The following is a 20,192-nucleotide window of genomic DNA, read 5'->3' as shown; positions in this document are numbered from 1 at the left end:
CGCACACCACCGCGAGGTGTTCCGGCGGGGCGGCATGTGGCTGACCGCCGGCGAGTGGGGCGGCCCCAAGGACGGGGAGACCGTCGAGAAGCGGCAGATCCGCTACCGCACGGTCGGCGACATGTCCTGCACCGGCGCGGTGGACTCCGAGGCCGACACCCTCGAGCAGGTCATCGCCGAGATCGCCGCCTCCCGGCTCACCGAGCGCGGCGCCACGCGTGCCGACGACAGGCTCTCCGAGGCCGCGATGGAAGACCGCAAGCGCGAGGGGTATTTCTAGACATGACGGTTGACACGCTGCGGTTCGCCACCGCCGGTTCGGTCGACGACGGCAAGTCCACCCTCGTCGGGCGGCTGCTGCACGACTCCAAGTCGGTCCTCGCCGACCAGCTGGAGGCCGTGGCGACCGCCTCCCGCAACCGGGGCAGGGACGCCCCCGACCTGGCCCTCCTCACCGACGGTCTGCGGGCCGAGCGCGAGCAGGGCATCACCATCGACGTGGCGTACCGCTACTTCGCCACGCCCCGCCGCCGGTTCATCCTCGCCGACACACCCGGTCATGTGCAGTACACCCGCAACATGGTCACGGGTGCCTCCACCGCCGAGCTGGCGATCATCCTGGTCGACGCCCGCAACGGCGTCGTCGAGCAGACCCGCCGCCATGCGGCGGTGGCCGCGCTGCTGCGGGTCCCGCAGGTCGTCCTCGCCGTCAACAAGATGGACCTCGTGGGCTACGAGCAGGACGTCTTCGAGCGCATCGTCGAGGAGTTCGCGGGCGACGCCGCCGGGCTGGGCCTGCCCGGCTTCACCCCGATCCCGGTCTCGGCGCTCGCCGGCGACAACGTGGTCGAGCGGTCGGCACGGATGGACTGGTACCCGGGTCCGGCGCTGCTGGGGTTCCTGGAGAGCGTGCCCGTCGGTGTCGGCCCGGCCGACGCGCCCGCCCGTTTCCCCGTCCAGTACGTCATCCGGCACGGCGATGTCCGCCACTACGCGGGCCAGTTGGTGTCGGGGTCGCTGCGTGTCGGCGACCGGGTGACGATCTCCCCGTCCGGCGAGACCGCCGAGATCGCGGCCATCGACGCGCTGGGCGAGGACGTGGAGGTGGCGTACGCGCCGCAGTCGGTCGGGGTGTGCCTGACGGACCGGCGGGACGTCTCGCGCGGCGACATGATCACGGCGGGCGCGGACGCGCCGACGCTCACCCGGGACGTGCGGGCGGCCGTGTGCCATCTGGCCGACCGTCCGCTGCGGGTGGGCGACCGGGTGCTGCTGAAGCACACCACCAGGACCGTCAGGGCGATCGTGCGGGATCTCGGCGGCGCGGACGCGCTGTCGGTGAACGACCTGGGCCGGATCACGCTGCGCACCGCCGAGCCGCTCGCGCTGGACGACTACCGGGTCTCGCGCCGCACCGGCGCGTTCATCCTGATCGACCCGGCGGACGGGGCGACGCTCACCGCCGGCATGGCCGAGGTCAACTCGTGAGGGTCAGGCGCGGTTTGGGGGCGTCCGTGCGCCCCGTGCGCGGGGGCCGGCTGCCCGCCCGGTAGGGGGCGGGCCAGTCGGCCCCCGGGCCGGTGTAGCCCTGTTCGGCCGCCGCGTGCAGGGTCCAGTTCGGGTCGTGGAGATGGGGCCGGCCGAGGGCGCAGAGGTCCGTACGGCCCGCCAGGATCAGCGAGTTGACGTCGTCCCAGGAGGAGATCGCGCCGACGGCGATCACCGGGACGCCGGCCTCGTGGCGGATGCGGTCCGCGAACGGCGTCTGGTACGACCGTCCGAAGTCCGGTGCCTCGTCGGCGACGACCTGCCCGGTCGACACGTCGATCGCGTCGGCGCCGTGCGCGGCGAAGGCGCGGGCGATCTCGACGGCGTCCTCGGCCGAGGTCCCGCCGTCGGCCCAGTCGGTGGCGGAGATCCGCACGGTCATCGGCCGCTCGGCCGGCCACATCGCGCGTACGGCGTCGAAGACCTCCAGGGGGAACCGGAGCCGTTTCGCGAGCGAGCCGCCGTAGGCGTCCGTCCGCCGGTTGGTCAGCGGGGAGAGGAAGCCGGACAGCAGGTAGCCGTGGGCGCAGTGCAGTTCGAGCAGATCGAAGCCGGCCCGGCCGGCCCGCCAGGCCGCGGCGGCGAACTGCTCGCGCAGATCGGTGAGCTGGGCGCGCGACAGTTGGCGCGGGGTCTGGCTGCCGGGCTTGTACGGCAGCGGGGAGGCGGCGACGAGTGGCCAGTTGCCCTCGGGCAGCGGCTCGTCCATGCCCTCCCACATCACCTTCGTCGACCCCTTGCGCCCGGAGTGGCCGAGCTGCACGCCGATCGCGGTGCCCGGTGCCCGGGTGTGCACGAAGTCGGTGACGCGCCGCCAGGCGTCGGTCTGGCGGGCGGTGTAGAGGCCGGTGCAGCCGGGGGTGATGCGCCCCTCGGGGGACACGCACACCATCTCGGTCATGACCAGTGCGGCCCCGCCGAGGGCACGGGCGCCCAGGTGGACCAGGTGGAAGTCGCCGGGGACTCCGTCGGTGGCCGAGTACATGTCCATCGGGGAGACGACGACCCGGTTGCGCAGGGTCAGGCCGCGCAGCCGGAACGGGGTGAACATCGGGGGCGTGCCGGGCGGGCAGCCGAACTCCCGTTCCACCGCCTCGGTGAAGTGCGCATCGCGCAGGCGCAGGTTGTCGTGGGTGACGCGGCGGCTGCGGGTGAGCAGGTTGAAGGCGAACCGGCGGGGCCGCTGGCCGACGTAGAGGCCGACGTTCTCGAACCACTCCAGGCTGGCCCGGGCGGCCCGCTGGGTGGAGGCGACCACGGGCCTGCGCTCCTCCTCGTAGGCGCGCAACGCCGTCGGCAGATCGGGCTGTTCCTCCAGGCAGGCGGCCAGGGCGAGGGCGTCCTCGACCGCGAGCTTGGTGCCGGAGCCGATGGAGAAGTGCGCGGTGTGGGCGGCGTCGCCCAGGAGCACGACATTGCCGTGCGACCAGCGCTCGTTGACGACCGTGCGGAAGGTGGTCCACAGGGAGTTGTTCGACTTCAGGGGGCGTCCGCCGAGCGCGTCCGAGAAGATCTTGGCGCAGCGCTCGACGGATGCGCGGGGGTCGGGTTCGTCGAAGCCGGCCGCCTTCCACACCTCCTCGCGCATCTCGACGATCACCGTGGAGGCGCCGAACCGGTTCTGCGGCCCGGAGTGCCTCGTCGAGGGGTGGTGGTCGGGAGACGGGCGGGCGTACGGGTAGCCGTGCAGTTGCATGACGCCGTGCGCGGTCTCGGCGATCTCGAAGCGGAAGGCGTCGAGGGCGAAGTCGGCGGCGAGCCAGATGTAGCGGCAGCGGTGGGGTGTCAGACGGGGGCGGAAGGCGTCGGCGTACGCCTCTCGGGTCGTGCTGTGCACCCCGTCGGCGGCGACGACCAGGTCGTACGTCTCCGAGAGCAGTGCGGGGTGGGGCGCCTCGGTGCGGAACCGCAGGTCGACGCCGAGGGTGCGGCAGCGGTCGTGCAGGATCTGCAGGAGGCGCTTTCTGCCGAGGGCGGCGAAGCCGTGGCCTCCGGCGGTGTGGCGGACGCCCCGGTGGACGATGTCGATGTCGTTCCAGCGGACGAAGTGCCGGCGGAGGGACTCGTGGACGGCCGGGTCGGCGTGTTCTATGCCGCCCAGCGTCTCGTCGGAGAGGACCACCCCGAAGCCGAAGGTGTCGTCGGGGTCGTTGCGTTCCCAGAGGGTGATGTCGCGGGCGGGGTCGAGGCGTTTGAGCAACGCGGCGGCGTACAGGCCGCCGGGGCCTCCGCCGATGATCGCGACGCGCAGGGGGCGGCTCTCCGGCACGGGCGGCCGCGGGTGTGGGTGTGGGGTCCGGCTCGGCACCCTTACCGCCCCCTCCACTTCGGCGCCCGCTTCTCGGTGAAGGCCGCGTGGAACTCCGCGTAGTCCTCGCCGTTCATCAGCAGCGCCTGGGTCGAGGCGTCCAGTTCCACCGACGCCGCAAGGGGCATGTCCAGCTCGGCCGTGAGCAGGGCCTTCGTCTGCGCGTACGCCAGCGCCGGGCCGTCGGCGAGGCGGCGGGCGAGCTTCTGGGCGGCCTCGTCCGCGCTGCCGTCCTCCGCGAGTTCGCTGATCAGGCCGATCCGCTCCGCCTCGGGGGCGCGCACGGGTTCGCCGAGCATGAGCAGCCGGGTCGCGTGGCCGAGGCCGACGACCCGGGGCAGGAGGTAGGCGGCGCCCATGTCGCCGCCGGACAGGCCGACTCGGGTGAAGAGGAACGCGAAGCGGGCGGTGGGGTCGGCGACCCGGAAGTCCGCGGCGAGGGCGAGAACCGCTCCGGCGCCCGCGGCGACGCCGTGCAAGGCCGCGATCACCGGGAACGGGCACTCCCGTACGGCGCGCACGACCTGGCCGGTCATCCGGTTGAAGTCGAGGAGCTGGGCGGTGTCCAGGGCGAGGGTGGCGCCGATGATCTCGTCGACGTCACCGCCGGAGCAGAAGCCGCGCCCCTCCCCGGCCAGGACCAGGGCGCGGACCGACCGCTCCCGGGACAGTTCGGCGAGCAGGTCGCGCAGGTCGGCGTAGGCGCCGAAGGTGAGGGCGTTGAGTTTCGCGGGGCGGGTGAGCGTGACGGTGGCGACCCCGTCGGTGTGCTCGACACGGAGGTGTTCCCAGCGGGCGGTGCGCTTGGCGGATCCGGTGAAGGGACTCATCAGGGCGGCCTCCTCGACGGTCACCCTCGAAGTTATCACCCTTGCGTGACTGTCGTCACGAGGGCGCGATATCCGGCCGTGGGGCAGGGGCGCGCACAGTGTCACCGGTCGTCGATAACGCCGTAACAACGGGATCCGGGGAGCGAGACGAGCCGTTGTCCGGGGTAAGTCACCCGGCAGCGGGGCCGCAGGCCCCGTACGGCGCCCGACAAGCGCACCCGCCGGGGGCCCCGTACCATTCCTGAAGTTGAAGGCAGGACCGCCTGATGTCGATCACGGGACCCTGCGCCATGAACGGACTCGCCTTGCAAGATCGCCCCGCCGACTCGGCCGCCTCCTGGCGGATCGCACTGCCGCACTCCGCCGCGGCCGTGCCGGTGGCCCGTGCACTGGTCCGTACGGCGCTGACCGAGTTGGAGCACGGAGCGGACAGCGACACGGCGGAACTGCTGACGGCCGAGCTGGTCGCGAACGCCGTGGAGCACACCGCCGCCGGGGACGCCCCGATAGAGCTGGTGGTGGAGCTGCGGCCGACCGGCTGCCAGGTCGAGGTGCACGACCACGACCCGATGCCGCCGGGCGACCTCACCCGGCCGTCCGGCGGGGATCCCGACCCCTGGCAGGAGCACGGGCGCGGTCTGCTGCTGATCCGCGCCCTGAGCTCGTCCTGCGGGCACCGCCCCACCGAGAAGGGCAAGGCGGTGTGGTTCCGGCTGGCCGTGGTCCCGCCCCAGTGGCGGCCGCGTCCGGAGTGACCGGGCCGGCCGGGGACTCAGCCGAGGGTGGCGACCAGGACCGCCTTGATCGTGTGCAGTCGGTTCTCCGCCTCGTCGAAGACGACCGAGTGGGCCGACTCGAAGACCTCGTCCGTCACTTCCAGGGACTCCAGGCCGTGGGTCTCGTGGATCTCGCGGCCCACCTTGGTGCCGAGGTCGTGGAAGGCCGGCAGGCAGTGCAGGAACTTGACGTCCGGGTTACCGGTGGCGCGCAGGACATCCATGGTCACCGCGTAGGGGCCGAGGGCGGCGATCCGCTCGTCCCAGACCTCCTTGGGCTCCCCCATGGAGACCCAGACGTCGGTGGCGACGAAGTCGGCGCCGCGGACACCCTCGGCCAGGGACTCGGTGAGTGTGATCCGGGCGCCGGCGGCCGCGGCGAGTTCGCGGGCGCGGTCGACGATCTCCTGGGCGGGCCAGTAGGTCTTCGGGGCGACGATCCGCACGTCCATGCCGAGCAGGGCGCCGGTGACCAGGTAGGAGTTGCCCATGTTGAAGCGGGCGTCGCCGAGGTAGGCGAAGGAGATGTCCGTCAGGGGCTTGCCGGTGTGCTCGGTCATCGTCAGCACGTCGGCGAGCATCTGGGTGGGGTGCCAGTCGTCGGTGAGACCGTTGTAGACGGGCACGCCGGCGTGGGCGGCCAGCTCCTCCACCTTCTGCTGGCTGTCGCCGCGGTACTCGATGCCGTCGTACATCCGGCCCAGCACGCGCGCCGTGTCCTTCACCGACTCCTTGTGGCCGATCTGCGAGCCCGACGGGTCGAGGTAGGTGGTGGAGGCGCCCTGGTCGGCGGCGGCGACCTCGAACGCGCAGCGGGTGCGCGTCGAGGTCTTCTCGAAGATCAGCGCGATGTTCCTGCCCCGCAGGTACTGGGTCTCCGTCCCGGCCTTCTTGGCCGCCTTCAGTTCGGCGGCCAGCTCGATCAGACCGCGGAACTCCTCCCCGGTGAAGTCCAGTTCCTTGAGGAAGTGGCGGCCGGCGAGGGCGGTCGGGACTGTCGCCATGGGGCGCTCCAAGAGATGCGTGCAGAGGTGCAGTGACAGGGACCCTTGGAAGTCTATACGACACTCGGCATTTCTATACAGACACCTGTGCGAGTCAGACGGCCTCCCGCTCGACCGGACAGCTCATGCAGCGGGGCCCGCCCCTCCCCCGGCCCAGCTCGCTGCCCGGGATCTCGATCACCTCGATGCCCTGCTTGCGCAGATGGGTGTTGGTGGTGGCGTTGCGCTCGTAGGCGATGACGACACCCGGCTCGACGGCCAGGACGTTGCATCCGTCGTCCCACTGCTCCCGTTCGGCCGCGTGCACGTCCTGGGTGGCGGTGAGCACCCGGACCTCGCTGAGGCCGAGGGCGGCGGCGATCGCGCGGTGCATGTGCTCCGGCGGATGGTCGGTGACCTTCAGCTCCTTCTCCGCGGCGCCCGGCTCGATGGTGTACGAGCGGAGCATGCCGAGGCCGGCGTACTGGGTGAAGGTGTCTCCGTCGACCATCGTCATGACGGTGTCGAGATGCATGAAGGCGCGCCGCTTCGGCATGTCCAGGGCCACGATGGTCCGCGCCGACCCCGCCGCGAACAGCTTGTGCGCGAGCAGTTCCACGGCCTGCGGAGTGGTCCGCTCGCTCATGCCGATCAGGACGGCGCCGTTGCCGATGACGAGGACGTCGCCGCCCTCGATGGTGGACGGGTAGTCGGCCTGCCCCTCGGACCAGACGTGGAACGTCTCCCCGCGGAACAGGGGGTGGTGCCGGTAGATCGCCTCGAAGTGCACGGTCTCGCGCTGCCGGGCGGGCCAGCGCATGGCGTTGACGGCGACGCCGTCGTAGATCCAGGCGGAGGTGTCACGGGTGAAGAGGTGGTTGGGCAGGGGGGCGAGGAGGAAGTCGTCGAGTTCCATGACGTGGAAGCGCACGGAGGTCGGCTCGGGGTGCGCCTCCAGGAACTCCCGCTTGGTCATGCCGCCGACGAGACTCTCGGCCAGTTCGGCCGCGGAGAGGTCCTCGAAGACGGCCCGGAGGTGGTCGGTGGCCAGCACCCCGTACTCCTTCTCGTCGAAGACGCGGTCCAGGACGAGCGCGCGGGCCGCCGGGGTCTCCAGGGCCTCGACGAGCAGATCGCCGAAGAGGTGGACCTCGACGCCGCGGTCGCGCAGGACGTCGGCGAACCCGTCGTGCTCGGCGCGCGCCCGGCGCACCCACAGCACGTCGTCGAAGAGGAGCGCGTCCTTGTTGCTGGGGGTGAGCCTTTTGAGCTCGAGATCCGGCCGGTGCAGGATGACGCGGCGCAGCCGCCCGGCCTCGGAGTCGACGTGGAATCCCATGCCTCCATCCTGACCATCGGGACCCGTCTTCACCCTCCGCGAGACCGTTTCGCGTCCCCTTGTTTTCGTCCCCTTGACGACAACCGGCACCTTGATTATCGTCGTACTGACGAAAATCGCGAGGGCGAGGGGGATCACCCATGGCCGACATCACCCGGCGGCTGGGCTGGCGCCATCTGCGCGGCGCCCCGACGGCACACATCCGCCACCACCGCTCGGGCACGCTCGTGCACGACGGGACCGGACTCAGCTTCTGGTTCCGCTCGCTGACCGCCGCCCTCTCCGAAGTTCCAGTCGACGACCGCGAGTTGGCCATGACCTTCCATGCCCGTACGGCCGACTTCCAGGACGTCGCCGTGCAGGCGACGGTCACCTACCGGATCAGTGACCCCGCCGTGGCCGCCGCCCGCCTGGACTTCTCCATCGACCCGGACACCGGGGTCTGGCGCGGCGCGCCCCTGGAGCAGCTCGGCACCCTGCTGACCGAGACGGCCCAGCAGCACGCCCTGGACGTCCTCGCCCGCACGCCGCTGGCGGAGGCGCTGGTCGACGGGGTGACGGCGGTGCGGGAGCGGGTCGCGGCGGGGCTGGCGGCGGAGCCGCGCCTGCCCGCCACGGGCATCGAGGTGGTCGCCGTGCGCGTGGTCGCGCTGCGCCCGGAGCCCGAGGTGGAGCGCGCGCTGCGCACGCCGGCCCGCGAGCAGATCCAGCAGGAGGCCGACCGGGCGACGTACGAACGGCGGGCGGTGGCCGTCGAGCGGGAGCGGACCATCGCCGAGAACGAACTGGCCAGCAAGATCGAACTCGCCCGGCGCGAGGAGCAGTTGGTCGAACAGCGCGGCACCAACACCCGCCGCGAGGCGGAGGAGAGCGCGGCCGCGGACAAGGTGCGGGCGGAGGCCGAGGCGACCCGGACCGTCCGGCTGGCGGAGGCCGAGGCCGCGCGCTCGGTGAAGCTGGCGGAGGCCGAGGCGGCCCGGGCCGTGAAGCTGTCCGAGGCGGAGGCGGCCACACAGGTCCGGCTGGCCGACGCCGAGGCGCTGCGCTCGGAGCGGCTGTCCGAGGCGGAGTCGGCGCGCACGGTCAGGCTCGCGGAGGCGGAGGCCGCCCGTTCCGTACGGCTCGCCCGTGCGGAGGCCGAGGCGGCGCGCGAGGTCGGCGAGGCACGGGCCCAGGCCCAGGCGGCCTGGCTGCGGGTCCACGCGGACGTCGACGTGGCGACCCTGCACGCCCTCACCGGAACCCGTCTCGCGGAGAACCTGCCGCACATCGACAGCGTGACCGTCTCGCCGGACGTGCTGACCGGGCTGCTCGCCAAGCTGGGAGCCCGGGAGTGAGCCTCGCCCCACGGGCCGTGCTGGTCCATCGCACCACGGAGTACGAGGAGTTGGTGGCCCGGCACGGCACGCACGGCCAGGCCGCCTTCTTCCTCTCCTCGCGGGGCAGGGACATCGAGGAGGTCGCGGAACGCCACCGCCGTACGAGGCGGGCCCTGGCGGAGGTGACGGCGGCGATTCCCCTGACCTGGCGTCAGACCCGGGTCGAGCGCGCCGACCTGGACCGCTTCCTCTTCGCGCCGGAGGACGTGGTGATCGTCGTCGGACAGGACGGTCTGGTGGCGAACGTCGCCAAGTACCTCGCCGGACAGCCGGTGGTGGGCATCGACACCGACCCCGGCCGCAACCCGGGCGTCCTGGTCCGTCACCGCCCGGGGGACGCCGGGGCGCTCCTGCCCTCGGTGTTCGCGTCCGCCACCGGCGGGTCCGAACTGACCATGGTCGAAGCCGTCGCCGACGACACGCAGCGGCTGCTGGCCCTGAACGAGATCTACCTCGGCGCCGCCGGTCACCAGACCGCCCGCTACCGCCTGGGCCTCGAGGACGACGGGGGTGTCGTCGAGGCCCAGGCATCCTCCGGGGTACTGGTCGGCACCGGCACGGGGGCCACCGGCTGGATCCGCTCGGTCTGGCAGGAACGCGGCGGCGGCCTCCGGCTGCCGGGGCCCACGGAGGAACGGCTGGTGTGGTTCGTACGCGAGGCGTGGCCGTCACCGGCGACGGGGACGGCGTTCGTGGCGGGCGAGCTGGCCGCCGGGGGCCGGCTGACCCTCACGGTCGAGTCCGAGCGGCTCGTCGCCTTCGGGGACGGCATCGAGAGCGACGCCGTGGAGCTGACGTGGGGGCAGACGGTGCGGGTCGGGGTGTGCGGGGAACGGCTGCGACTGGTGGGGTGAACTGCGGTTCCCGCGTCACCGGGGGGACACGGCCGCTGGTGGCGCGGGAACCGGTGCGCGGGAACCGGTGCGCGGGAACCAGCGACACCGGAACCAGTGCGCGGGAACCGGCGACACCGCAACCAGTGCACGAGGACCGGCGACACCGCAACCAGTGCACGGGAACCGGGGGCGAGCCGGAGGGAGGGGCGGGTCCTCCGGCTCGCGCGGGCCGTCGGCCCGGCCGGGGTCACAGCCTCGGGTCCACCGGCTCCGACTCCAGCGCCAGCACGCCGAACACCGCCTCGTGGACCCGCCACAGCGGCTCGCCCTCGGCCAGCCGGTCCAGGGCCTCCAGACCGAGGACGTACTCGCGGATCGCGAGGGAACGCTTGTGGTTCAGGAAGCGTCCGCGCAGACGGGCGAGGTTGTCCGGGCGCGTGTACTCCGGGCCGTAGATGATCCGGAGGTACTCGCGGCCCCGGCACTTGATGCCGGGCTGGACCAGGCGGCCCTGCCCGTCGCGCACGACCGCGCCGAGCGGCTTGACGACCATGCCCTCGCCGCCCCGGCCGGTCATCTCCAGCCACCAGTCGACGCCGGCCCGCACCGACTCGGGGTCGGCGGTGTCGACGTACAGGCGGCGGGTGGTCTGCAGCAGACCGGTGCTGTCGTGCTCCACCAGGCGGTCCAGCAGGGCCAGCTGTCCGTCGTGGGGCAGGCCCGCCAGGCTGCGGCCCTGGACCGCCAGGATCTGGAACGGTGCCAGGCGCACGCCGTCCAGGCCCTCGGTCGACCAGCAGTAGCGCCGGTACGCCTCCGTGAACGCGGCCGCGTCCGAGGCGCGTTCACGCTGCCGGGTCAGGAGGTCCGCGACGTCGACGCCCCTGGCCGCGGCGCCCTCCAGGGCGGCCAGCGCCCCCGGGAAGACGGCCCCGGAGGCGGCGCCCACCGCCGCGTACTGCGAGCGCAGCAGCCCCGACGCCTTCAGCGACCACGGCATCAACTCGGCGTCCAGCAGCAGCCAGTCCGTGTCGAGCTCCGTCCAGATCCCCGCCTCGTCGACGGCCGTCCGTATGCGGCCGAGGATCTCCTCCGTCACCGACGCGTCGTCGAAGAACGGGCGGCCGGTGCGGGTGTACAGCGATCCCGTCGGCCCGTCCACGCCGAAGCGCCTGCGCGCCGCGTCGGCGTCGCGGCACACCAGGGCCACCGCCCGCGAGCCCATGTGCTTCTCCTCGCACACGACCCGCTCGACACCGTCCGCGGCGTACTGCGCGAACGCCTCCGCCGGGTGCTCCAGATAGCCCTCCACCCGGCTGGTCGCCGTCGGGGCCATGGTCGGCGGCAGGTACGGCAGCAGGCGCGGGTCGACCGCGAAACGGCTCATGACCTCCAGGGCCGCGGCCGCGTTCTCCTCGCGGATCGAGATCCGTGCCTGGCCGTCGTAACGGGTCTCGACGATCCGCCGGCCGTGGACGTCCGCCAGGGACAGCGGACGTCCGTCGTGCCCGCCGGGCGCCTCCGACTTCAGCGGCCGCGCCGGCTCGTACCAGACCCGCTCCGCCGGTACGTCGACCAGCTCGCGCTCCGGCCAGCGCAGCGCGGTCAGCTTGCCGCCGAAGACGGCCCCGGTGTCCAGGCAGATGGTGTTGTTCAGCCAGGTGGCCTCCGGGACGGGCGTGTGGCCGTAGACGACGGCCGCCCGGCCCCGGTAGTCCTCCGCCCACGGGTAGCGCACCGGCAGGCCGAACTCGTCGGTCTCGCCCGTGGTGTCGCCGTACAGCGCGTGCGAGCGGACCCGGCCCGAGGTGCGGCCGTGGTACCGCTCCGGCAGACCGGCGTGGCAGACCACCAGCCGGCCGCCGTCGAGGACGTAGTGGCTGACCAGTCCGTCGATGAACGCCCGGACCTCGGCCCGGAACTCCTCGCTCTCGCCCTCCATCTGCTCGATCGTCTCGGCCAGTCCGTGGGTGTGCTGGACCTTGCGGCCCTTGAGGTGACGGCCGTACTTGTTCTCGTGGTTGCCCGGCACGCACAGGGCGTTGCCCGACTCGACCATCGCCATCACGCGCCGCAGCACACCCGGGCTGTCCGGGCCGCGGTCGACGAGGTCGCCGACGAACACCGCCTGCCGGCCCTCCGGGTGGACGCCGTCGGTGTAGCCCAGCTTGCCCAGCAGCGACTCCAGTTCGGCGGCGCAGCCGTGGATGTCGCCGATGATGTCGAAGGGACCGGTGAGGTGGGTCAGGTCGTTGAACCGCTTCTCGGTGACGACGGTGGCGTTCTCCACGTCCTCCACGCCCCGCAGGACGTGCACCTTGCGGAAGCCCTCCCGCTCCAGGTGGCGCAGCGAACGCCGGAGTTCGCGGGTGTGGCGCTGGATGACCCGGCGGGGCATGTCGGCGCGGTCGGTACGGGCCGCGTTGCGCTCGGCGCACACCTCCTCCGGCACGTCGAGCACGATGGCGATGGGCAGCACGTCGTGCTTCCTGGCCAGGTCGACCAGTTGCCGGCGGGAGTCCTGCTGGACGCTGGTCGCGTCGACGACCGTGCGGCGGCCGGCCGCGAGCCGCTTGCCCGCGATGTAGTGCAGGACGTCGAAGGCGTCCCCCGTCGCGCTCTGGTCGTTCTCGTCGTCGGAGACCAGGCCTCGGCAGAAGTCGGAGGAGATGACCTCGGTGGGCTTGAAGTGCTGTCGCGCGAACGTCGACTTGCCGGATCCGGACGCGCCGATCAGCACGACGAGGGACAGGTCGGTGACGGGAAGCACCCGGCCCCCGGTCCGGTTCTGAGTCTGGGTCCCGGTCTGGGTCTCGGTCTCGGTCATGCCGCCTTCGCCTCCTTCTCGTGCGTGGTGTTCGTGGTGGGCGCGCTCAGTTCGAACACGGCCATCTGGGTGGGCGGCCCCACCTCCGGGTCGTCCGGGCCGACGGGACCGAACCGCACCTCGTAGCCGTGCCGTTCGGCCACCGTGGACGCCCAGGCGCGGAACTCCTCGCGGGTCCACTCGAAGCGGTGGTCGCCGTGCCGGACGTGTCCGGCCGGGAGGCTCTCCCAGCGGACGTTGTACTCGACGTTCGGGGTGGTCACCAGGACCGTGCGCGGGCGGGCCGAGCCGAACACCGCGTACTCCAGGGCCGGCAGCCGGGGCAGGTCGAGGTGCTCGATCACCTCGCTGAGCACGGCGGCGTCGTAGCCCCGCAGGCGGGTGTCGGTGTACGCGAGCGAGCCCTGCAGGAGCCGGACGCGCGACGCCTGCCGCTCGCCCATCCGGTCCAGCTTCAGGCGCCGGGCGGCGATGGTGAGCGCGCGCATCGACACGTCGACGCCGACGATCTCGGTGAACCTCGGGTCCTTCAGCAGCGCCTGCACCAACTCGCCCTGGCCGCAGCCGAGGTCGAGCACGCGCGTGGCGCCGGACGCCGTCAGCGCGGCGATGATCGCGTCCCGCCGCTGCACGGCCAGCGGGGTGGGCTTCTCCTCGGTCTCCGCCTCCGCCCCGACCGCGTTGTCGATGTCCTCGACCTCGCTGTCGTCGGTCTCGGCGAGCCGCACCAGCTCCAGGCGCTCCATCGCCTGCCGGGTCAGCGACCAGCGGCGCGAGAGATAACGGCTGGTGATCAGCTTCTGCTCGGGGTGCTGGGGCAGCCAGCCCTCACCCGCGCGCAGCAGCTTGTCGACCTCGTCGGAGGCGACCCAGTAGTGCTTGGCGTCGTCCAGGACCGGCAGCAGCACGTACAGATGGCGCAGTGCCTCGGCGAGGGTCAGCGTCTCCGACTCCAGGACGAGGCGCACGTACCGCGAGTCGCCCCACTCGGGGAACTCGGTGTCGAGGGCCACCGGGTCGGCGGTCACCGTCCAGCCGAGCGGCTCGAAGAGCCGCCTGACGAGACCGGCGCCGCCCCGGGCGGGCAGCGCGGGCACCTCGACGCGCAACGGCCTGGGCTGAGCGGGGAGTTCGGGCTTGGCGGTGCACACGCCCCGCATCGCGCTGGAGAAGACGGCGCTCAGCGCCACGGCGAGCAGCGAGGAGGCCGCGTACGGGCGGTCGTTGACGTACTGGGCGAGCGCCGCGTCGGGAGCGCCGCCGCGGCCCTTTCCCTTGCCGCGCCTGACCAGCGCCACGGCGTCCACCTCCAGCAGCAGCGCCGCCGTGCACCGCTGGGCGTCGGCCTCGGGATAGAGGACGTGCGCCGTGCCGTAGGAGGTGGAGAACGCCTGCGCTCTGTCGGGATGCTTGTGCAACAGGAAGCCCAGATCGGTGGCGGGGCGTTCGGGGGTGCCGGTGGTGGAGATCGTCAGGAACACAGGTCCGAGTATGGGTGCCACTGGGCCCATGCCGGTACTGGATTAGGACAGCAGAAGACCCCTGCCATGTCGGCAGGGGTCCTATAGGACACCGTGAGGGACTACCTGATGTGCCGGTAGAGCGTGGCGCGGGAGACTCGCAAGAGCCTTGGCACTGGCAGTGATGCTCTCCCCCCTGGCCTTACGCGCCTTGGCCACAGTCAGCACGTCCTCAGTTCTGGTCCCTCCTGCGACGCGGCTGGCTCTCCAACGTCGCCTTCAGTAGCCCCGATCACCTCGTCCAGCGCATCCGACGCGGGCTACGGCACATCCACGGAGAGCAGTGACAAAACTTCCGACTTTGCAAAACCTCCCTTCTCCCCTATCTGGTTACTCGCCTCATGACGGGTAGTGCATGTTCATCACGCGGTATGCCTTGACCACCATCTTAGGCATACGGTACAGCGATAGAATCAGGCACTTGTCTCCCTTCTGGTTAATTGCCGGCTCAATGGCCAGGATTTCCACGGTTTTACCGTTACGCAACTTCAGATGGTCACCCGCCTTCAACTTCTTCGCTTGCTTCGTTGCCGGTCTGTAGATGTCGGTCACCTCCTTTCTTCGACGTACTTCAATCTTCCCACTCACCACCGACAAACGGACATGAGTCATTCCGCTTGCGAAGAAGCCTTGAAGGGACAGATGTCCGCCCCGGGGTGTACGTCGTCCGCACCGCCACCCCCTACGAGCCCCTGAGATCCGTCGCACGCCGGGAGCCGCCCGACATTGATGAAAGGAAGCGAACATCCTCGATCTCAAAGAAGTCCATGTACATGACGATCGAGACCTCGAAGTCGAAATGGTCTCGGCTCTCGCGGAGAGGTCTACACGCATCCACCTGTGGCAACTGCATCTGAAGCCTGACGGACCGTCAAAGTCCGCTTGGCCAGGGTGGATTCGCACGATTGTCCGATCAATCAAAGCCGGTCGTGACACACGCCACAAACACCAGTTTCGATTGGGATTTTCGGTCTTTCATACGTCACGATCCTCTGCACTGCCCAGCAGATTCGCAGGGCGGTCCTGGCGGATGCCGAGTCCTGCCGCCGCCCGGATGCCACCGACACACACATCAAGTCGGCAGGAGTGGGGGACCCGAGCACGACGGGTCGCCGGAACGGTCACGCCATGATCGGGACGAGCAGCCCTTGGGGTGAAGCCGCAGCAGCGGCCGGGCAACTTCGCCAGCCCGAATCCGACAGGTCATCCTTCACAGGCATCTGACGAAGGGTTGCGCATGTCTGCGCTTCATGTCGCCCCGTCCAACCCGCAGAGCCGCACGGCTCTGGCGCGTGTGCGAGACGTGATGTTCGGGATCTCGATCTCGTTCAACGTCGGGTTGGTCGCGGGCATCGTCCACCGGTTGGCGGAGGAAAGGGCCACCTTCTTCGATGCCCTGGGGACGGGGTGTGCGGCTGGAGGTTGGACCGCTGTGTTCGTCGTGGCGGTCCTGGCCTACGTGTGGAATGGACAGTGAGGCCTATGTCCTGATCACACGTTCTTGACTGCCGGTAGAAGTTGGGCGGATGACAACGTCCGCCCGACACTTTCCAAGATGGCCACCAGGGGACCGGTGGCCTCTGAGGAACCTGGGGGGTCTGATGCAAACCGTCAGACCCTCCAAGGTCATCTGTAGCCGAGACTGCGGTGCCGCTCTCGCCGGCCGCCGTTTCTCCTCCTACTACTCCAGCCGTAGACCGTGATCTTCACGGTTTTCGGACTGCTGGTTGCTGGTCGTGACCGGCGCGTGTTCGGTCTGCTGGCATCGCGTCAGCAGTCGGCGGGTCACCCCGTTGTGTCTGCCGGGTGGCCGGACTCGGCGAAGGGTCCCTGGTCGGTCCGCAGTGAGTAGAGCACGTCGTACACCTCGCGGCGGACCTCGACCGCTTCGTACGCGGCAGGGATGGTGCGGGCGAGCTCGGTCCCGCGGAACGCGTCGAGCGCCTCCTGGCTCTCGAAGAAGTAGATGCCGCACACATCGCCGGTTTCACTGTCACGGCCGTAGATCTTCTGCAGCAGACCGGGTACGTCGTGGAAGCGGGGGCGCCGCTCCAGCAGGCGCCGCTCGAACTCCTGCGCATCGAGTCCGGATGTGATCCGGACGAAGAGGATGGCGGGCATGGTGCCACCTCCGTCCCTGAGGCGCCTCTGAGCCCAGTCTATTTGTCGGATGTCTTCGAGACGGGTCCAGTGGTCAGGCTGGATTCGTGATCTTGCTGGTGGCGGCCGGTGCGGGGACTGGTGCGGCCACCGTTGATCATCGTGAGTCGTGTGGACTGACGAAGAGACGGTAGCCGCAGGTCACAGCATAGATCCCGCCCGGTGGCGGGAGGCGTTCGAGGTGGCCATGGGCCGTATTGCGGGCCGGTTCACACGGGTCGAGCCCCGGCTGCGGGCCGGGCGGCTGGTGTGCTGGGTCCGCTGTCGGACCTCCCGCGGAAAAACTGCGAGATCGGCCGGGGTGCACGCGGGAAATTCGCGGCCTCCTCGCCGGCCTCGGTGGTGGTGCGGCGGACCAGGCCGGCCGGGGACGGCGGACTCGCCGGGTCTCACGGTGACCCGGCGCGGCGGGTCGCCGTGGGGGGCGGTGTCATGTGCCGATCCGCCGGAGACGGCCCGCCGGACCGGATCCGGCGGGCGTCCGGCCCTACGGCAGCTGCGACTGCACCTGGGCGGAGATCAGCTCCAGGTGGTCCAGGTCGTGCAGGTCGAGGACTTGGAGGTAGATCCGGCGGGAGCCGGTCTCGGCGTAGCGGCCGATCTTCTCGACGACCTCGCCCGGGGTGCCGGCCAGGCCGTTGGTCTTGAGTTCCTCGACCTCGCGGCCGATCGCGGCGGCGCGGCGGGCGACCTCCCGGTCGTCCTTGCCGACGCAGACGACGAGGGCGTTGGAGAAGGTGATCGCGTCGGCGTCCCGGCCGATCTCCTCGGCCGCGGCCCGCACCCGGCCGAACTGGCGCTCGCTGTCCTCGGGCGAGGAGAAGGGCATGTTGAACTCATCCGCGAACCGGGCAGCGAGCCGGGGCGTGCGGCTCGCGCCGTGGCCGCCGATCAGCACCGGGATCTTCGGCTGGGCCGGCTTGGGCAGCGCGGGCGATTCCTTGAGGTCGTAGTACTCGCCGTGGAAGTCGAAGGTCTTGCCCGGCTGGGTGGCCCACAGGCCGGTGACGATCTCCAGCTGTTCCTCCAGGCGGCCGAACTTCGCCTTGGGGAAGGGAATGCCGTACGCCGTGTGCTCCTCCTCGAACCAGCCCGCGCCCAGGCCGAGTTCGACACGGCCGCCGGACATCTGGTCCACCTGCGCGACCTGGATGGCGAGGACGCCGGGCAGCCGGAAGGTGGCGGCGGTCATGAGCGTGCCGAGGCGTATGCGCCTGGTCTCACGGGCGAGGCCGGCGAGGGTGATCCAGGCGTCCGTGGGGCCCGGGAGGCCGTCGACGTCGCCCATCTTCAGGTAGTGGTCGGAGCGGAAGAAGGCGTCGAAGCCCAGGTCTTCGGTGGCCTTCGCCACCGTGAGGAGGGTGTCGTAGGTGGCGCCCTGCTGGGGTTCGGTGAAGATACGAAGATCCATGCCCTCCATCCTGCCTGGCGGGTGCCCGCGGCGATGACCCGCCCGGGTTCATCTCTCGGGTAAGGCGGCCCCTTCCCTCTCCTCTCTCTCCTCTCTCGCCGCCAGTTTGCGCAGCATCTCCAGGACGCGGTCCCTGGACTCGTCGGCCGCGTCGATGGCCTCCATGCACTGCCAGTACGTGCCCTGGTCGTCCGCCGCGCTGGCGAGGGCGACCAGGGCGATGCCGACCTCGCCGAGCAGGCCGCCCAGGTCGAGCAGGGCCCCGCGGGCGTCCTCCAGGGCGGTGAGCTGGGCGGCCCGCAGATCACCGGGGTCGAGGTCGGGGGCGTCCAGCACTCCGCAGCCCCGGCCCGCCAGCTCCGTCAGCCCCAGCGCCTCGCCCCGCAGTTCGGGCGGGCCCGAGACAGCCAGGCGACTGCCTATCGCCTGGGCCAGGGCCTGTGCCTGCCACACCTCCGTGAGGATCTCCGTCCTGCCGCCGCCGCCCGCGAGCGCACGCCTGCTCGTCAGGATGAGCCGCATCGCTTCCATGCGCAGCCCCCGTCTGTCCAGACGCGCTCCTCGCACGTCCACCCGAACTCCCCTCGCACACAGGGAGTGTTCCACTACCCAGAGTGAGGTCCAGTGGGGCGAAAAGCCAGAGGAAGACGGAAATCTGTGGACAACAAATCGGTTTCGGACCGCTCGGTGACTCCGGAGAGTGAAAGCGGACCGCGGAAATCCAGAGTTGTCCACAGCCGCTCAGGGTGCGGGGAACCTCCGCTCGTTGCGGTCGATCTTCGCGTCGAGGGCGGTGAGCGGGTCGATGCCGAGCACCTCGCACAGTTGCAGCAGGTACGCGAGGACGTCGGCGACCTCGTCCGTCACCCGGTGGGCGGTCTCCGGGTCGTCCATGACGCGCGCCGACTCCTCCGGGGTCAGCCACTGGAAGATCTCGACCAGTTCGGAGGCCTCCACGCTGAGCGCGGCGACGAGGTTCTTGGGGGTGTGGAAGGGCTGCCAGTTCCGCGCGGCGGCGAACTCGGCCAGCCTGCGCTGCAGTGTCGCCACGTCGAGAGGTTCGGGATGTTCGGTCACGGCCCCAGGTGTACCACCGTCACTCCCTCGGTCCGGACGGCGTACGACGGGTCGCTCACCGCGCCGACACAGCGGATGTGCCCGCGGTCGGCCATGCGCACGGCCAGCCGCAGCAGCCCGGTGCGCTGCCGGACGTCCAGGCCCCGGTCGAGGTTGTCGGTGAGCAGGGTGAGCGTCTGCATCGCGGAGGGCACCTCGCCGGCCGTGTCCAGGTCGAGGACGCCGGGGCCGGTGAGCAGGACCAGGGCGAGGGCGAGGTAGCGCAGTTCGCCGTGGCCGAGCCGGGCGAGTTCCGTGGCGGTGCCGTCGCCGCGGTCGAGCAGCGCGCGGACCGTACCGTCGGACAGGAGCTCGGCCCGCAGGTCGGCGACCCGCCCGGCGCACCCGGCCGCCAGGGCCGTGACCAGGTGCGCGTGCCGGTGGGCGCACTCCTCGCGGGTGCGCCAGAGCACGTCGGCGAGGTTGTCGCAGCCGCCGAGGAGCCGCCCGGAGCCGGTGGGCACCGGGGCGCCCATCCACTCCGGCTGCGGGTCGCAGGCGAAGACGGACCGCAGCGCGACGACCATCTGCTCGGCGGCGGCGAGCACCTGCCGCTGCCCGTCGGTCCGGCCGGCCACGCGCAGTGGCAGCAGGGCCGTGCCGAGCCGGTCGTCGGGCAGCGGGGCGCGGGTGACGGGCGCGGATCCGGCGGTGTGCCAGGCGGCCTGAACCGTGCGCCGGCCCGGATCACGCAGGGCGGTCTCCAGGAGCACGAGCCCGTCGGCGCTCAGCCGCTCCCCCACGACGCGCAGTTCGGGTTCGGCCTGGACGGCGACGTCGAGCCGGACCGGGCCCTCGGGGCCGTCGGCGGTGCAGCCGATACGGAACCCGCGGCGCCGCTGGGCGTCGGGCCGCGCCCGCTCCGGCACACAGGCGAGGGGGTCGGGGAAGACGTCGGCGAGCCGGGCTCCGCCGCCGAGCCGTGCCAGCGCCTCGTAGGCCCGCACGGCGGTGCTCTTCCCGCTCCCGCTCGGCCCGGCCAGCACGGTGACCGCCCCCAGCGGGAACCGGGCCCGCCGGTGCCCGGCGAACGCGGAGAGCCGCAACTCGGTGAGACAGGGGCGGACGGGGTGCCGGGGAGCGGGCCCTGGTCCGGGGGCCGGAGCGGCGGACAAGGCGCGTGGCGCGGTCATGTCCGGACCGTAGGACCGCGGGTTTC

At 71.4% G+C, this 20,192-nt stretch carries 17 protein-coding genes, 1 pseudogene and 1 riboswitch; of the genes and pseudogenes, 6 read left to right on the top strand and 12 right to left on the bottom strand.

Annotation, left to right across the window (positions count from 1 at the left end):
* Positions 1–280, top strand: a pseudogene (locus tag ACFY30_RS29945) (sulfate adenylyltransferase small subunit); the annotation flags it as partial.
* A gap of 2 nt (positions 281–282) precedes the next feature.
* Positions 283–1,488, top strand: coding sequence for a sulfate adenylyltransferase subunit 1 (locus ACFY30_RS29940; protein ID WP_390848261.1), 1,206 nt, complete (start codon positions 283–285; stop codon positions 1,486–1,488).
* Here ACFY30_RS29940 and ACFY30_RS29935 read toward each other — a convergent pair.
* Together ACFY30_RS29935 and ACFY30_RS29930 are read right to left on the bottom strand one after the other, a co-directional pair.
* Positions 1,478–3,817, bottom strand: a complete 2,340-nt coding sequence (locus tag ACFY30_RS29935; RefSeq protein WP_390848260.1) for a bifunctional salicylyl-CoA 5-hydroxylase/oxidoreductase — start codon at positions 3,815–3,817, stop codon at positions 1,478–1,480. The genes ACFY30_RS29940 and ACFY30_RS29935 overlap by 11 nt on opposite strands.
* A 41-nt stretch (positions 3,818–3,858) precedes the next feature.
* Positions 3,859–4,686: an enoyl-CoA hydratase family protein gene (locus ACFY30_RS29930; protein WP_390848259.1), complete on the bottom strand. Its 828-nt coding sequence runs from the start codon at positions 4,684–4,686 to the stop codon at positions 3,859–3,861.
* A gap of 290 nt (positions 4,687–4,976) precedes the next feature.
* Between ACFY30_RS29930 and ACFY30_RS29925 the strand changes: the two genes are divergently transcribed.
* Positions 4,977–5,441 carry an ATP-binding protein gene (locus ACFY30_RS29925; RefSeq protein WP_390848268.1) on the top strand — a complete coding sequence of 155 codons (465 nt, stop codon included), beginning with the start codon at positions 4,977–4,979 and terminating at the stop codon, positions 5,439–5,441.
* Between the two features lie 17 nt (positions 5,442–5,458).
* On the opposite strand, the gene argF is transcribed toward ACFY30_RS29925, so the two are convergent.
* Positions 5,459–6,466: an ornithine carbamoyltransferase gene (gene argF / locus ACFY30_RS29920; RefSeq protein WP_390848258.1), complete on the bottom strand. Its 1,008-nt coding sequence runs from the start codon at positions 6,464–6,466 to the stop codon at positions 5,459–5,461.
* A gap of 94 nt (positions 6,467–6,560) precedes the next feature.
* On the bottom strand, positions 6,561–7,784 hold the full coding sequence (locus tag ACFY30_RS29915; protein WP_390848257.1) for an arginine deiminase: 1,224 nt from the start codon (positions 7,782–7,784) through the stop codon (positions 6,561–6,563).
* Between the two features lie 140 nt (positions 7,785–7,924).
* On the opposite strand from ACFY30_RS29915, the gene ACFY30_RS29910 reads away from it, so the two are divergent.
* The gene (locus ACFY30_RS29910) at positions 7,925–9,121 is read left to right on the top strand and encodes an SPFH domain-containing protein (protein ID WP_390661803.1); all 1,197 of its coding nucleotides are present in this window, start codon (positions 7,925–7,927) and stop codon (positions 9,119–9,121) included.
* Positions 9,118–10,017 (top strand): hypothetical protein, encoded by a 900-nt coding sequence (locus ACFY30_RS29905; protein WP_390848256.1) that lies wholly within the window; start codon positions 9,118–9,120, stop codon positions 10,015–10,017. Before ACFY30_RS29910 ends, ACFY30_RS29905 begins: the two co-directional genes overlap by 4 nt.
* Before the next feature lie 229 nt (positions 10,018–10,246).
* Here ACFY30_RS29905 and ACFY30_RS29900 read toward each other — a convergent pair whose 3' ends face one another.
* The 3 genes from ACFY30_RS29900 to ACFY30_RS29890 form a co-directional block, all read right to left on the bottom strand.
* Positions 10,247–12,826 (bottom strand): polynucleotide kinase-phosphatase, encoded by a 2,580-nt coding sequence (locus tag ACFY30_RS29900; protein ID WP_390848255.1) that lies wholly within the window; start codon positions 12,824–12,826, stop codon positions 10,247–10,249.
* Positions 12,823–14,307, bottom strand: coding sequence for a 3' terminal RNA ribose 2'-O-methyltransferase Hen1 (locus ACFY30_RS29895; RefSeq protein WP_390848254.1), 1,485 nt, complete (start codon positions 14,305–14,307; stop codon positions 12,823–12,825). The genes ACFY30_RS29900 and ACFY30_RS29895 overlap by 4 nt, the downstream gene beginning before the upstream one ends.
* 378 nt (positions 14,308–14,685) lie before the next feature.
* Entirely contained in the window at positions 14,686–14,898 is a 213-nt protein-coding gene (locus ACFY30_RS29890; protein WP_390848253.1) for a hypothetical protein, read from the bottom strand.
* A 479-nt stretch (positions 14,899–15,377) separates the two neighbouring features.
* Positions 15,378–15,580: riboswitch (cyclic di-AMP (ydaO/yuaA leader) on the top strand.
* A gap of 3 nt (positions 15,581–15,583) precedes the next feature.
* Between ACFY30_RS29890 and ACFY30_RS29885 the strand changes: the two genes are divergently transcribed.
* Complete coding sequence (locus ACFY30_RS29885) at positions 15,584–15,823, top strand: hypothetical protein (RefSeq protein ID WP_390848252.1); 240 nt, start codon at positions 15,584–15,586, stop codon at positions 15,821–15,823.
* A gap of 308 nt (positions 15,824–16,131) precedes the next feature.
* Here the strand turns inward: ACFY30_RS29885 and ACFY30_RS29880 are convergent, their stop codons facing one another.
* From ACFY30_RS29880 to ACFY30_RS29860, 5 genes are all read right to left on the bottom strand, one after another.
* Positions 16,132–16,467 carry a YdhR family protein gene (locus ACFY30_RS29880; protein WP_390848251.1) on the bottom strand — a complete coding sequence of 112 codons (336 nt, stop codon included), beginning with the start codon at positions 16,465–16,467 and terminating at the stop codon, positions 16,132–16,134.
* A gap of 526 nt (positions 16,468–16,993) precedes the next feature.
* Positions 16,994–17,917, bottom strand: a complete 924-nt coding sequence (locus tag ACFY30_RS29875; RefSeq protein ID WP_390848250.1) for an LLM class F420-dependent oxidoreductase — start codon at positions 17,915–17,917, stop codon at positions 16,994–16,996.
* Between the two features lie 48 nt (positions 17,918–17,965).
* Entirely contained in the window at positions 17,966–18,448 is a 483-nt protein-coding gene (locus tag ACFY30_RS29870; RefSeq protein WP_390848267.1) for a DUF6099 family protein, read from the bottom strand.
* Between the two features lie 210 nt (positions 18,449–18,658).
* Positions 18,659–18,994 (bottom strand): nucleotide pyrophosphohydrolase, encoded by a 336-nt coding sequence (locus ACFY30_RS29865; RefSeq protein WP_390848249.1) that lies wholly within the window; start codon positions 18,992–18,994, stop codon positions 18,659–18,661.
* On the bottom strand, positions 18,991–20,166 hold the full coding sequence (locus ACFY30_RS29860) for an ATP-binding protein (RefSeq protein ID WP_390848248.1): 1,176 nt from the start codon (positions 20,164–20,166) through the stop codon (positions 18,991–18,993). The genes ACFY30_RS29865 and ACFY30_RS29860 overlap by 4 nt, the downstream gene beginning before the upstream one ends.
* Positions 20,167–20,192 lie beyond the last annotated feature (26 nt).

Origin of the sequence: Streptomyces sp. NPDC000345, from assembly GCF_042898825.1 — a bacterium.
GTDB lineage: Bacteria > Actinomycetota > Actinomycetes > Streptomycetales > Streptomycetaceae > Streptomyces.
This window is presented reverse-complemented; position numbering and strand designations above follow the sequence as displayed.